Raw genomic sequence first — 14,048 nt, 5'->3', positions numbered from 1 at the left:
GTGGTTCGGACGGGGGTCGGGCACTGGCTCAGTCGTCAGCCAGGAGCGTCCGTTCCTGATCGCCCCACCGGCCGAGCACCCACCCGGCGATGCGATGAAGCTCCCGCTCGCCGTCCGGCCTCGGCTCGCGATGCCGCGCCTCGATGCCCCGGAGCCGGTCCAGCGCGGCCCGATACTCGGCCCGCTTCTCCCGCGTCAGTTCGCCCCGGCCCTTCATCGCCCGGAGCCGCTCGGGGCTCGCCAGCGGCGAGGGCTGGCACCAGGTCCGTTCGAAGTTCAGGGCGGCCTGGAGTTCCAGGGCATCGTCGACGGCCTCGGGGGTGGCGGACGGCCCGAAGAGGTCGCGACCCAGGATCTTCTTGTAGTCTTCGAACGCGAGGTCGGGGTCGCGGGCGAATTCCCGGTAGGCGATCCGATTGACCCGCGCCGGCAACTCGTCGTAGGGCGGGTCGCCCGGCTCCAGCCAGCCGAACCCCAGGGGCACCTGCCGCCGGCCCTTGAGCCAGGCCTGGCCCTCCTCGGGCTCGGTGGCGACGAAGGTGAACGCCTCCAGCGAGGGGACGTAGCCCGTCACGCCCAAATCCCTCGCCCGCCCGGCGCCGGCGCGGATCTCCCGGGGACTGCGCAGGGCGGGCGAGTCGTCCCACCACAGGCTGCCCCTCGCCTGCCGGATGAGGTCGGGCTCGGGGTTGGCGCTGTGGGGCGTGAACACGAGCGACCAGCGGGGGTCGAAGGGGAGCCGGGCCGCCTTCACGCCGAAGCCCGGCACGTCGGCCCCGGAGAAGTAGTGCGGGAAGACCACGACCGTCGCCCCGGGCTTCCGCGCCCAGACCTCCTCAGAGATCTGCCTCACGAAGTCGAACTCCTTCTCGAAGAAGCGTTCGCCGCAGCCCTTGCAGTGGCAGATGGCGTAATCCGACGACTCGATCAGCAGCCCGTCGGCCTCCGGGTAGAAATCGAAGGCCATCTCCCGGGCATATTCCAGCATGAACCGCCGGGACTCGGGCCGCGACGGGCAAAGGTTGTATCCCCAGCAGCCGATGCCGAAGGGGGCGGTGGGCTGGCCGTCCTTCCCGACCGCCTTCAGTTCGGGATGCTCCAGCGCGTATCGGTTCACCCCGTCATAGCCGAACGGCGTGAAGCCGAGCAGCACCTTGATACCCCGGCCGTGAGAGTACTCGATCAGCTCGCGGACGAAGTCCTTGCGGACGTTCTCGTGCTCGGCGTTATACGCCCAGGTGATCGGGTATTTCTCCGACCGGAACGCCCCGCCCACCCAGAGCAGCAAGGTATTGCCGCCGTCCTCGCGGATGCCGTCGACGACCCGCTTCCAGTCGGCGAGGTCGTAGGTCGGCATCCGCATGAACGTGATGTAGTAGCCCCTTTGGACGAACGGGCCGTCGCCCTTCGGGCCATCAGCGAAGGCGGGGAACGACAGAGCCAGGGCGGTCAGGATCGAAAGCATGGGCGTTGCATCGCACGGGAGGAAGGGTCAGGCAGGACGGCCGGCCCGACCAGAATACCCGCCCCGGCCCGGATGGCGTAGCAGCTCGCCCCTGAAGGGCGGCGTCCCTACCGGGCCTCCTGCGGTGTCCCCCGGGCGAACCACGGGTAGATCGCGGGCAGGACCAGGGCGGTGAGGATGGTGGAAGTCACCAGGCCGCCGATGACCACGGTGGCCAGGGGGCGTTGGATCTCGGCGCCGGGGGTGGTGGCCAGGGCCATGGGGATGAAGCCGAAGCCGGCGACCAGGGCGGTCATGAGGATCGGCCGGAGGCGGACCAGGGACGCCTCGCGGGCGGCGGCGTGGGGCTCCATCCCGTCCTGGCGGAGGTGTTCCACGGCGGAGACCCAGACCAGGCCGTTGAGCACCGCCACGCCGAACAGGGCGATGAAGCCGACGCCCGCCGAGATTGAGAACGGCAGCCCGCGCGCCGCCAGGGCCAGCACGCCCCCGGTGGCGGCCGTGGGGACGGCCAGGTAGATCAGGGCCGACAGGCTCAGCGAGCCGAACGACGTGTAGAGCAGGAGGAAGATCAGCACTAGGGCGATCGGCACCACGATCAGCAAGCGGCGGGTGGCGGTCTGGAGGTGCTCGAACTGGCCGCCCCAGCGGATCAGGTAGCCGGGCGTGTTGGGGACGTCTCGCTCGATGGCGGCCTGGGCCTCGGCGACGAACCCGGCGAGGTCGCGGCCCCGGACGTTGACGCCGACCACCGCCCGCCTTTGGACGTTCTCTCGCTCCACCTCATACGGCCCCTCCTCGGCGGCGATGTCGGCCAGGTCGCGCAGGGGGATCGCCCGGCCCATCGGGTCGACGACCCGGATCGAGCCGATCTTGGCCGGGTCGTTGCGCCACGACTCGGGCAGGCGGACCCGGATCGGGTGGCGGATCTGGCCCTCGAACACCGTGCCGACGGTCGTCCCGCCCAGCGCGGCCACGGCGTCCAGCACGTCGCTGGCCTTGATCCCGTATCGCGCCAGCTGATCGCGGCGGACCGAGACCCGGAGCATCGGCAGCCGCCCCTCGCTGGGGGACTTCACGTCCTGGGCCCCGGGGATCTTCGCCAGGACGCGCTCCACCTCGCCGGCCTTGCGGCGGAGGACGTCGAGGTCCGGCCCGTAGATCAGCGCGGCCACGTCGCTCTTGACGCCCGCCACCAGCTCGTTGACCCGCATCTCGATCGGCTGGCTGAAGCCGAATTTGACGCCCGGGACGTTGGCCGTGAGCTTGTTGTTCATCTCCTCGATCAGGGCGTCGCGGGTCAGCCCGTCCCGCCACTCGTCCTGCGGCTTGAGCATGGTCCAGACGTCGGTCTGGTGCACGCCCATCACGTCGTTGGCGATCTCGGGCCGGCCGGTCTTGCAGTAGACCATGCGGACCTCGGGGAAGGTCTTGAGGATCTTCTCGATCTGGGTGGACGCCTCCACGGCCCCTTCCAAAGAGGCCGACGGGATCCGGACCGCCTCGATCAGCAGGTCCCCCTCGTTGAGCTTGGGCATGAACTCGGCGCCCAGGTTCAGGGCCACCGGCACGCTCAGGCCGATCAGGCCGATCGACACCAGGGTGGCCAGCACCGGGCGGCGGATGAAGGCGTCGAGCATCGGCTCATAGATGCGCTTGATGAGGCGGACCAGCCAGATCTCCTTCTCGACCACCTTGTCTCCCAGGGCCAGCGAGGCCAGCACCGGCATCAGGGTGAGCGACAGGACCATCGAGCCGGCCAGGGCGAAGATCACGGTCAGGGCCATGGGGCGGAACAGCTTCCCCTCGGTGCCCTGGAGGGCCAGGATCGGCAGGTAGACGATGGCGATGATCAGCTCGCCGAACATGGTCGGCTTGCGGACCTCCACGGCCGCGTCGCGGATGATCTCGATCTTGGGCCGGGTGCCCCCCTCGTGCCCCAGGCGGCGGACGCAGTTCTCGACCATGATCACGCTGGAGTCGACGATCATCCCGAAGTCGATGGCCCCCAGGCTCATCAGGCTGGCGGTCACGCCGGTGGCGGCCATCACGCTGGAGGCGAACAGCATCGACAACGGGATGGCCAGGGCCACGATCAGCCCGCCCCGGATGTTGCCCAGCAGCAAAAGGAGGATCACCACCACCAGGGCCCCGCCCTCGGCCAGGTTGTGGAGCACCGTCTCCAGCGTCTGGTCGATCAGGTGGGTCCGGTCGTAGAGCGGCTCGATGGTGATGCCCGGGGGCAGGCTCGACTGGATCTTCTCGATCTCCGCCTTGACCCGCTCGGTCACGAGGCGCGAGTTCTCGCCGATCAGCATCATGACGATGCCCAGGACGATCTCCCCCTCGCCGTCGCGGGTGACCAGCCCCGCGCGGATCATCGGGGCGGGGTGGACCGTGGCGACGTCGGAGACCCGCACCGGCACGCCCTCGCGCTCGTCGATCACGATCGCGGCGATGTCGGCCACATTATGGGTCTGGCTCTCGCCCCGGATGTAGCGAGCCTCCCCGTCGCGGACCAGGTAGCCGCCGCCGACGTTGGCGTTGTTCATCCTCAGGGCGTCGAACAGCCGGGTCATCGACAGGCGGTATTCGGCCAGCCTGTCCGGGTCGACCTCGACCTGGTAGGTCTTCATCTCCCCGCCCTGGGCGTTGATCTCGGTCACCCCCGGCACCCCGCGCAGCTGGTAGGAGATGAACCAGTCGAGCGTGGTCCGCAGTTCCATGGGGCTGACCCCCTTGCCCTTCACCTGGAACTGGAAGATCTCCCCCAGCGCCGTCGAGATCGGACCCAGGGACGGCGTGCCGTAGCCCGGCGGGATCGCCTCGGCGGCCCGCTGGAGACGCTCGCCCACCAGCTGCCGGGCGCGGTAGATGTCGGTCCCCTCGCGGAACACGATGGTCACCACCGACACGCCGAACTTGCTGATCGAGCGGATCTGCTCCACATCCGGCAGGCCGCTCATCGCCCCCTCGACCGGGAACGAGAGCAGGGTCTCGACCTCGGTCGGGCTGAGCGCCGGGGCCTCGGTGATCACCTGGACCTGGACGTTGGTCATGTCCGGCACGGCGTCGATGGGGAGGTTCAGCGCGGAGTAGACCCCCAGGGCCGCCATCAGCAGCGTGCCCGCGATCACCATGAACCGATTCCGCAGCGCCATCTCGATCAGGGCATTGAGCATGGAGGGACCTCGGGGACCCGGGGCGGGGTCAGTCTTCTTCGGACTCGTTCTGGAGGATCAGCTCGCTCTTGATCAGGAAGGCGCCGGAGGTCACCACCGGGTCGCCGGCCTTGAGGCCGGAGGCCACCACGCGGAGGCCGTTCGCCTCGCGGCCGAGCGTAACCGGATGGAGTTGGAACGATCGCTCCCCCTTGGCGGGGACGAACACGGCGGGCTTCTCGTCGATCTCGATGACCGAGGCGGCGGGGACCGTGACCGAGGGCTCCGACGCGGCGGAATCCAGGACGATGGTGGCGAACATCCCGAGCTTGAGCAGGTCGTCGGGGTTTTTGGTCTCGGCCACCAGGCGGACCGTGCGGGTGTTCGGGTCGACCTCCGAGCCGACGTAGAGGACCTTGGCCTCGAAGTCCCGCCCCGGATAGGCCTCGGCGGTGAGCCGGACCGTCCCCTGCCCCAGGCTGGGCAGGAGCGGGAAGTACGACTCGGGGACGTTGGCCACGGCCAGGACGGTCGAGAGGTCGGCCACCAGGCAGAGGATATCGGCCGGCCCGACGTGTTGGCTGACCACCGTCGAGGTCGTGACGACGGTGCCGTCGAACGGGGCGACGACCGGGTAGGCGGTCACGTCCTCGGTCCCGCTGGGCAGCGCCGAGGCACGCTCGGGGTGGGCGAGCAGGTCGGCCAGGTCCTCCTCGACGCCGAGGATCCGGAGCCTCTGGGCGGCGTCCACCACGGCCTCCTCGGCGGTGCGGACCGCCTGCTTGGCGACGCGGTCCTGCTGGGACACGTCGAAGCGGACCTGCTCCATCGCCGCCGCGAACTTCGCCTGGGCCCCCTCGAACGTGTGCTGGGCGACGAAGACCGGGTGCTCGCCGACGACCTTCTTCTTGTTCAGGTCGGCCAACTTGCCGGCCTCGTGCGAGGCGATCTCCATCTCCGAGTAGGCGGCCAGCAGGATCCCCCGCGAGTTGCCCAGCGGCTTGTCGGCGAACTCGCGGGACATCTCGTCGGCGGGGGCCCCCTTCCGGAGCCGGTCGATCAGCGAGGCGACGTTGTCCGCGACCCGGGCCTTCCAGTCGGCCTCGACGCGGACCGTGGCCAGCTCGCGCTGGCGGGCCCGGACGGCCAGCCGCGCGGTGCCGACGTCGGGGCTGTCCAGCACGACCAGGACATCACCCGCCTTGACCTTCTGCCCCGGCCGGGCGGCCAGGGTCCGGACCACGCCCGCCGCCTTCGGCCGGACGTCGACGCGGTGGTACGGGTCGGCGTCGATCCGCCCTGCCACCGACACCTCGGACGGCAGGGCCACGGCGGAGGCCGGCTCGACCCGGATGTCGGCCAGCTTGAACTTCCCCTCGGGCAGCGTGACCGTGGCAGCCGGGTCGTGCGCCGGGGCCTCGGCGACGGCCGACGCGGGCTCCTCGCCGGCCTTCGCGCCCGCCCCGGCCGAAGCGTGCTCGTGGAACAGGCGGTCGTGGGCCAGGTGGGACGCCGCCGCCAGCGCCACGGCGCCGACGGCGAAGGCCACGATCCACCGGGACGAGGGGATCGCGGACGAGGGACGAGCAGCAGCCAGGGCCAACCTCATGGGCGGGGCCTCCACGCCGCCGACGGCCCGGGCGACCCCGGCGCGATCGGCCCCCTTCAAGCGGGGCGCTTCGCGACGGCGGCGGGCCAGGGCCGGGCGGAACCCGGTCGGGATGGGGACGATGCGGGGACGCGGGATGACGGGCCCGGGCGTGCGGAACCGGCCGCGCAGCGGGGCCGGGCGACGCTCGGGGCGATCGCGGAGAAGGGGGCGGGATTCAGCAGGACCAGCGTGCCAGCCAGCACGACAACGGCGCATGGGCCGTCAGGGTCGATCCGTAGGCGCGCAGCGGCGGCATCGGCCCGGCGCGGAGCCCTCGATCGTCGGGCGGCGAGGCGATCGCCGCGAGGTCGAAGGCCGAAATCGGCGAGGCCGAGGGCGGGTCGATCATCCGCGACCCGGAATCGGCGACGAACTGCGTGGCGTCGTCGACGGTGATCCCCTGCCAGTCATCGACGTGGGCGTGGATCCGGGGAGCATCCTGGCCCAGCTTGGCCCCATCGTCCGGGCCGGCGGTCGGCATCAGCCAGTGCCAGTGCAGCACGGCCACGTCATCGGCCATCCCGGCGTCCGGGTGCCACCGCAGCAGGTGGTCGTGCAGCACGCACACCTGGCCGGGGTCGTCGTGATGCCGCACGTTGTGGAAGTCCGCCTGCGGCATCGGCGTGTGCGCGAGCCCCAGGATCAGCAAGCTGATCCCCAGCACGCGGACGCGGTGCCATCGGGCGAACCACCGACGCGACATGGTGCCATCCGATTCGTGAGCGCTATTCGAAACCAGGCGGGGCGGGCGGAGGGCCCGTCACCCTATTATGCGTCCCGCCCCTCCGCCGTCAAGCCGGCGATGGAGGGGCGTCGGCCCCTCCGGCCCCGAGCCTCGGCCTCCGCGGATCGCGGGCCACCCGGCCATCGGGATCGGCCCTTCTTCCCCCCTCGGGACGACACGAGCTGATCCGGGAAATCTCCCCAAAAAGGAGTTCCCCACGATCGCCCACCGATCGGGCGGAGGTCCGGCCGAGCGATGCCTCGCCGATCGAGGCCGATGCCTCCGCCATCGGGCGTCGGGCCATCGATCCACGTCGGGACGGCACTCCGGCCTGCCGGACGGTTCCTTGACGGGCGCCTTGAATCCGCGTTAGATTCTGCCGTCAAAATCTCTTCGTTGCGCCTCTCCGGTCCCCCCCCCGTTCACCCCTCGTCGAGATTTTGCGATGACATCCGAGCCAGGCCCCGTTAAATCAACCGGATCGAATGCCCTCTATATCTCCCTGGCCTTGTTCCTCGGCTCGCTGCTCCTGACCTGGGGCCTGGTCTTCGCCACCCGGACGCATTTCACGCCCGCCATGCTCGATGTCGACGAGCTGGAATACTACGACTTTGCCGGCGAGTTCCTCCAGGGCCGCTACGATTTCAACGCGCGTCGCGTGGCCGGATACTTCATCGTGCTCGCGGGGTTCCGGTGGGTGCTGGGCGACCAGCTCCTGCCGCTCCAGCTGGCCGTCTCGTTCCTGTTCAGCCTCACCACCCCGCTGACCTACCTCCTGGTCCGGCGGGAGTTCGGCAGCCGGGGGGCCGCCCTGCTGGCCGGCCTGGGGGTGATGACCTGGCCCACCTTCATCCGCTACGGCGCCACGCTCTACAGCGAGACGTTCGCCCTGCCGATCTTCGCGACGACGCTGCTCATCTTCCCGGGCCCCACCGTCACCGGGCGGAAGCGGGCCTGGCGGTGGTTCTGGTCGGGGATCATGCTCGCCTTCTGCATGCATGTCCGCCCCATGTACCTGCTCTTCGCCCCGTTCGGGGCCCTCCTGGCATACTGGCGAGCCCGCGGGGGCAAGGCCGGGCTGCTCTCGGCGGCGACCCTGGCCGCCGGGTGCCTGCTGATCGTGCTGCCCTGGTCGATCCTCATCTCGCTGAGGGAACATTCGCCCGTGTTGCTGAGCAACATCGGGGGCGAGACCCTGGCCGGGGGCTTCAATCCCGAGTTGCTCCGGAAGGAGCGAGAGAATGATATGGACTCCGTCTCCCCGAGCGGCCGGGTGGTCTCGGTCCACCCGGGGAAGTGGGTGACGGTCTCCGAGACGGGCTACCTCACCCCCGAGGAGACGAAGCTCCCCTACACCCTGCAGACGAGGCTGCTCGCCGAGCGGGCCCAGGCCTGGATGCTCAGCAATCCCGGGGCGACCCTCTACATCTCCTTCCGCAAGCTGACCTACATGTGGGGGATCTATCCGTTCTGGAACGGGTGGTCGCAGACCCTTCTGGGGAACCTCCCGCTGATCGGGCTTTTGATCCTGGCGTGCGTGTCCGTGTTCCGGCTCCGCCGCCAGTACCGGGGGACGGCCATCTTCTGGATCCTGCCCCTGTTCGTGAGCGCCGTGACCCTGGTCAGCTGGGGGAGTTGGAGGTTCCGCGAACCGGGCGACCTCGGCCTCTTCGCGCTCGCCGCCGCGTTGCCCTGGGCCCGCGACGTGGAACGATTCCTCGCGGAGACCTGGTCGGCCCCGACCCCGCCGACTCCGGGCGCGGGCGAGTCGCTCGCCCCATGATCCCGGCCCCTGCCCCCGACCCGCAGCCCGACCCGATCTCGGCGGAAGGGCGGCCACGACGCCGCCCCCCCTCCGCCGAGGTCTTGCCTGGACCCGGTACTTCCCATCATGTCCGATGATCACGCAGCCAACGGGACGATCGGGGCCCCTCTCGAATCGACCGAGCATCTCGCCGAGATCCGGGTCCTGACGCCGGTCTCGATCGTCGTGCCGACCTACAAGGAAGCCGAGAGCCTCCCCTACCTGCTGGAGCGGGTCGCCCGGCTCCGCGATCGGTACGGGCTCGACCTCGAGCTGATCGTGATGGACGACCAGAGCAACGACGGCAGCGTCGAACTCATCCGGGACTCCGGCCACGACTGGGCCCGGATCGTCGTCCGGGACGGCCCGCGCGGCCTCAGCCCGGCGGTCATCGACGGCCTCCGCCTGGCCCGGCATCCGGTGGTCGTGGTCATGGACGCCGACCTGAGCCACCCGCCCGAGAAGATCCCCGACATGATCCTGGCCCTGGCCTCCGGCCAGCAATTCGTGATCGGGTCGCGCTACGTCCCTGGGGGCAGCACCGACGACGAGTGGGGCTTCTTCCGCTGGCTCAACAGCCAGGTGGCCACCCTGCTGGCCCGGCCCCTGACCGCGGCCCGCGACCCGATGGCCGGCTTCTTCGCCTTCCGCCGCGCCGAGCTGGAGAAGGCCCCCTACCTCAACCCGATCGGCTACAAGATCGGGCTGGAACTGATCGTCAAGTGCGGGCTGGAGAACGTGGGCGAGGTGCCGATCCAGTTCATCGACCGCCGGTTCGGCCAGAGCAAGCTGTCGTTGAAGGAGCAGATCCGCTACCTCCAGCACCTCCTGCGGCTCTACGCCTACAAGTTCTCGTCCGCCAGCACGGCGGCCCAGTTCGCGGCGGTGGGGCTGAGCGGCCTGATCGTGAACCTGTCGGTCATCACCCTGATGGTGGCGATGGGCTTCGGCAACAACGCCGCCGTGGCGTGCGGGATCACCATCAGCCTGGTGACCAATTTCCTGCTCCATCGCCGCTTCTCCTTCGCCTACCCCCGCAGCGGCCCGTTCTTCCGGCAATTCGGCAGCTTCGCCCTGGCCTCGTTCTTCGGGGCCGTGGTGAACTTCGCCGTGACCTCGCTGGTCGCGCGATCCCGCTGGGCCCCGCCCATCCAGGTCGCCGCGACGATCGGGGTCGCCGCCGGCATGTCCTTCAACTACCTGGCCACTCAATTCGTCGTCTTCCGCCGTCGCATGTGGCCCTGACCCGGGCCGTCGCGCGGGAACGGGGCCCCGATGCCGATCGAGTCCGAGACCCAGGACGACGCCAAGTCCCGCCCGCCCCGCAGGGTCCGGGTGGCCCCGTTGGCCCCGATCGCGGCGGCGATGTCCGCGGGGATCGTCATCGACCGCTTCCTGGACCCCTGGGCGACGGCCGCCTGGGCCGCGCTGGCCCTGGCCGGGGCGGCACTCGCCGGGGCGGCCTGGCGCCGGCCCCGGGCGTCGTCCTGGGCGATCGCGGCCGCCTTCGTCGCTCTGGGGGGCTCCTGGCACCACCGATGCTGGACCGACCTGGAGCCCGACGACCTGGCCCGGGGCGTCTGGACGGCCGACGATCGGAGGCCGGCCTGGATCCGCGGCGTGCTGGACGAGCCGGCCGCCTATCGGCCGGGCGGCGGCGACCGGCCCGACGATCGGGGCTCCACCCGGGCCGTGATCGCGGTCACCGGCTGGAACGATGGCCGGGGCTGGCATCCGGCCTCGGGCCGGGTCCAGGCCTGGATCGCCGGCGACCGCTCCGACCTGGAGGCGGGACGGCCGGTCGAGGCGGCAGGCACCCTGGGCGCGATCCAGGGGCCGCCCAACCCGGGCGAGTTCGACCCACGCCCGATGCTCCGGGCCCGGGGCATCCGGCTCCGCCTCGCGGTCGACGAGCCGGGGGCGATCTGGGACGACCCCCGGGGCGAGCCCTGGCCGACGACGCGCCGGCTCAACGCCGTTCGGTCATGGAGCGCCCGGACCCTCTCCGATCGGCTCGACCCGGGCGTGGCCCCGCTGGCCTCGGCCCTCCTGCTCGGCCGCCGCGAGGCGGTGGACCCGGACGTCAACGACGCCTTCGCCCGGACCGGGACCACGCACCTGCTGGCGATCTCCGGGCTCCACCTCCAGGTTCTGGCCGCCGTGCTGGCCATCGGGGTCCGGCTGCTGGGGATGGGCCGCCGGGGGGCCTTCGCCACGGTGGCGCTGGGGACGGTCGCCTATGCGATCCTGGTCGGCCCGGCCCCCTCGGTCGCCCGGTCGGCGGCGATGACCGTCGGCGTCTGCCTGGCCGGCTGGTGCGACCGCCGCACCCGCCCGGCGAACCTCCTGGCCGGCGCCCTGCTGGCCACCCTGCTGCTGAACCCGGCCAACCTGTTCGACGTCGGCTGCCAGCTCTCGTTCCTGGCGGTCGCGGCCATCCTCTGGTGCGTGCCCGGCATCCTGGCCTGGGACCGGCCCGTGCTGAGCCCCCTCGACTCGCTCGAACGCCAGTTGGAACCGTGGTGGCGGATGCTCGGGCGGACCGGCTGGGTGGGGCTCCGCGCCGGGGTCCGGCTCTCGGCGGCGGTCTGGCTGGCCGCCTGGCCCCTGGTCGCCCTGCGGTTCCACCTGATCGCGCCGATCGGGATCCCGATCAATATCCCCCTGATCCCCCTGACCTCGCTGGCGCTGCTGCTGGCCGGGCTCACCCTGGCGTTGGCGGCAATCTGGGCCCCGCTGGCCATCCCCTCCGCCTGGCTCTGCGGCCTCTCGCTCCGCCTGACCGAGCGGATCGTCCGCTGGGGCATGGGCGTCCCGTGGGGGCATGCCTTCGTGCCGGGGCCCGGCTGGGCGTCGGTGGCCGTGTTCTATGGGTTGCTAGGCCTGGCCGTGGCGGCCGGGACGTTCGGGGGACGCCGGGCCCGGTGGGCCTGGGGCGCCGCCCTGACCTGGGGCGCCGCCCTGGCGTTCGCGCCGCTGATCCCGGCCCGGCCCGGGGCCGCCGAGGCCGAGGTCTTCGCGGTCGGACATGGCCTGTCGGTGCTGGTCCGATCGGCCGAAGGCCGGGCCATCCTCTACGACTGCGGCAAGATGGGCGACCCCCACGCCGGCCGGAGGATCATCGCCCCCGCCCTTTGGTCCCGGGGCGTCCGCTCGCTCGACGCGATCGTCCTGACCCATCCCGATGCCGACCACTACAACGGCCTGCCCGACCTGCTCGACCGCTTCCCCGTGGCCGAGGTGCTCGTCCCGCCCGGCTTCGAAGGGCCAAAGAACCCCGGGGCGAAACGCCTGCTGGACGATGTCCGCCTCCGGGGCGTGCCGCTGGGGGAGGTCGTCGCGGGCAACCGGCTCGACCGGGGCGGCCTCCGCATCGGCGTCCTCCACCCGCCCCGCGAGGCCCGGGACGACTCGACCGACAACGCCCGCAGCGTCGTCCTGGAGGTCGAATCGCTGGGCCGGCGCCTCCTCCTGACCGGCGACCTGGAACGCGACGGCCTCTCCGACCTGATGGCCCGCCCGATCGCGCCGCTCGACGCCCTGCTCGCCCCCCACCACGGAGGGCGGACCGCCAACCCACCGACGCTCTACGCCTGGGCCGATCCCGGGCTGGTGGTCGTCAGCCAAAGGCCCCCGGCCGCCGGCACCCGCGACCCGCTCGCGCCGATCGCCGAGGCCGGACGGTTCCCCCTGCTCCGCACCTGGGAGCGGGGAGCGATCCGGCTCCGGTGGGAACCGGGCGGCCTGGTGGCCCGCGGCTTCCTCGATCCTCCCGCCTCCTCAATCGACCCGACCTTTTCCTCGCGGATCCGCGCATCCATGCTCAACGCGGCGATCACAGTCATCCCGGGGATCGCCCTGGGCCTGGCCCTGTTCCTCATCGTGACGGCGGTCGAGTGGGGGGCCTGGTCCCTGGTCATGCCCGGCCGCCGCCTGGGCGCCCCGGCCCCGCCCGCCCCCGGCGGCCTCCCCGAGGCGATCCCGATCGAAGCCACGGCGCCGGACGGCGTCCGGCTGGCCGGGGGGTGGTTCCCCGATCCCGAGGCCCGGGGCCGCACCGCCCTGCTCCTGCACGGGCTCGCCGAGAGCCGGGCGTCCCTGCTCGGCCGGGTGGACGAGATGGTCCGGCTGGGCTGGAACGTGGCCGTCCTGGACGCCCGCGCCTCGGGGGCGAGCGGGGGCACGCGGATCTCGTTCGGGGGCCGCGAGGCCGACGACCTCCGCGCCTGGATCGACGCCCTCACGCCCCTGTCGGGGCCGTCGCCCCGGTTCGCCGCGTGGGGCCGATCGATGGGGGCCGCCACCGCCCTGAAGGCCGCGGCCACCGACCCCCGGATCGCCGCCCTGGTCCTGGAGGCCCCCTACCGCGACCTCGCCTCGGCCGTGCGGATCACCTTGCGCCGGCTCAGGGTGCCCGGCGTCCTGGCCCCCCTTCTCCTGCTCCGCGCCCGGATGCTGGCCGGGGTCCGGCTGGATCGGCCCCGGCCGATCGACCTCGCACCGGGCGTCGGCGTGCCGGTCCTGATCATCCACGGGTCAGCCGATCGGCTGGTCCCGGAGTCCGAGGCCCGCCGGCTGGCGTCGGCCTTCCCCAACCCCGCCCGGATCCTGATCGTCCCGGGGGCCGGCCACGGCGACGCCGTCACGATGGGCGGGCCGGCCCTGCTGGACGAGGTCGGGGCCTTCCTGGAATCGGCGATCGGGCCGACTCCTTCCTGAATCAATCGTCGTCGGTCTCCTCGATCGACCGGAACAGGTCGTCGATGATCGCCTCCGGGTCCTCCTCGGCGTCGATCTCCGCCCACTGGCCGAGCAGGAACAGGGTCCGACGCGGGGTGCGGACGCCCCGGATCAGGCAGGCGTTGGTCAGGTCCAGGCTGATGAACTCGATGTCCCGGCCGATCGCCCGATGCCCGGCCAGGGTGTCGGCCGCCGGGGATTCGTCCAGGGTCGGATACTCCTCGCGCAGGGCGTCCATGGCCTCGGCGATCAGTTCCTCCGGCTCCGCCCCGGTCTCGTCGATCGTGACCAGGGCGAAGGCCAGGCCCCCGGGCGACTGGACCGTGATCGTCGTCCTCGGCCCATCCTCGGCGACTTCCGTCTGCCAGTCGGCCGGATAGGCGAAGCGAATTCCCCGATCTTCGTAGTACGGCATCCCCGATCATCCCCCCGACAAACGATGCCCCAGGCCCGGCCCCGAGGCCCGATCGGGCCGGATCCGGGCCCACCCCGCCGGCCCGGCC

8 protein-coding genes are annotated in these 14,048 nt (G+C 71.6%); 3 read left to right on the top strand and 5 right to left on the bottom strand.

The window, feature by feature from the left end:
- Positions 1-28: 28 nt before the first annotated feature.
- The 4 genes from TA3x_RS10225 to TA3x_RS10210 form a co-directional block, all read right to left on the bottom strand.
- Complete coding sequence (locus TA3x_RS10225; protein WP_435020831.1) at positions 29-1,465, bottom strand: hypothetical protein; 1,437 nt, start codon at positions 1,463-1,465, stop codon at positions 29-31.
- 107 nt (positions 1,466-1,572) lie between these two features.
- Positions 1,573-4,647: an efflux RND transporter permease subunit gene (locus TA3x_RS10220; RefSeq protein WP_435020829.1), complete on the bottom strand. Its 3,075-nt coding sequence runs from the start codon at positions 4,645-4,647 to the stop codon at positions 1,573-1,575.
- 28 nt (positions 4,648-4,675) lie between these two features.
- The gene (locus tag TA3x_RS10215; protein ID WP_435020827.1) at positions 4,676-6,235 is read right to left on the bottom strand and encodes an efflux RND transporter periplasmic adaptor subunit; all 1,560 of its coding nucleotides are present in this window, start codon (positions 6,233-6,235) and stop codon (positions 4,676-4,678) included.
- Between the two features lie 217 nt (positions 6,236-6,452).
- The gene (locus TA3x_RS10210; RefSeq protein WP_435020825.1) at positions 6,453-6,980 is read right to left on the bottom strand and encodes a hypothetical protein; all 528 of its coding nucleotides are present in this window, start codon (positions 6,978-6,980) and stop codon (positions 6,453-6,455) included.
- A 466-nt stretch (positions 6,981-7,446) separates the two neighbouring features.
- Between TA3x_RS10210 and TA3x_RS10205 the strand changes: the two genes are divergently transcribed.
- From TA3x_RS10205 to TA3x_RS10195, 3 genes are all read left to right on the top strand, one after another.
- Positions 7,447-8,784, top strand: a complete 1,338-nt coding sequence (locus TA3x_RS10205; RefSeq protein ID WP_435020823.1) for an ArnT family glycosyltransferase — start codon at positions 7,447-7,449, stop codon at positions 8,782-8,784.
- 108 nt (positions 8,785-8,892) lie between these two features.
- Positions 8,893-10,050 (top strand): glycosyltransferase, encoded by a 1,158-nt coding sequence (locus tag TA3x_RS10200; protein ID WP_435020821.1) that lies wholly within the window; start codon positions 8,893-8,895, stop codon positions 10,048-10,050.
- A 30-nt stretch (positions 10,051-10,080) separates the two neighbouring features.
- Entirely contained in the window at positions 10,081-13,524 is a 3,444-nt protein-coding gene (locus tag TA3x_RS10195; protein ID WP_435020819.1) for a ComEC/Rec2 family competence protein, read from the top strand.
- A gap of 1 nt (position 13,525) precedes the next feature.
- On the opposite strand, the gene TA3x_RS10190 is transcribed toward TA3x_RS10195, so the two are convergent.
- Positions 13,526-13,960, bottom strand: a complete 435-nt coding sequence (locus TA3x_RS10190) for a hypothetical protein (protein ID WP_435020817.1) — start codon at positions 13,958-13,960, stop codon at positions 13,526-13,528.
- Positions 13,961-14,048 lie beyond the last annotated feature (88 nt).

The organism is Tundrisphaera macrotermitis (assembly GCF_051175315.1).
Classification (GTDB): Bacteria; Planctomycetota; Planctomycetia; order Isosphaerales; family Isosphaeraceae; genus Tundrisphaera.
This window is presented reverse-complemented; position numbering and strand designations above follow the sequence as displayed.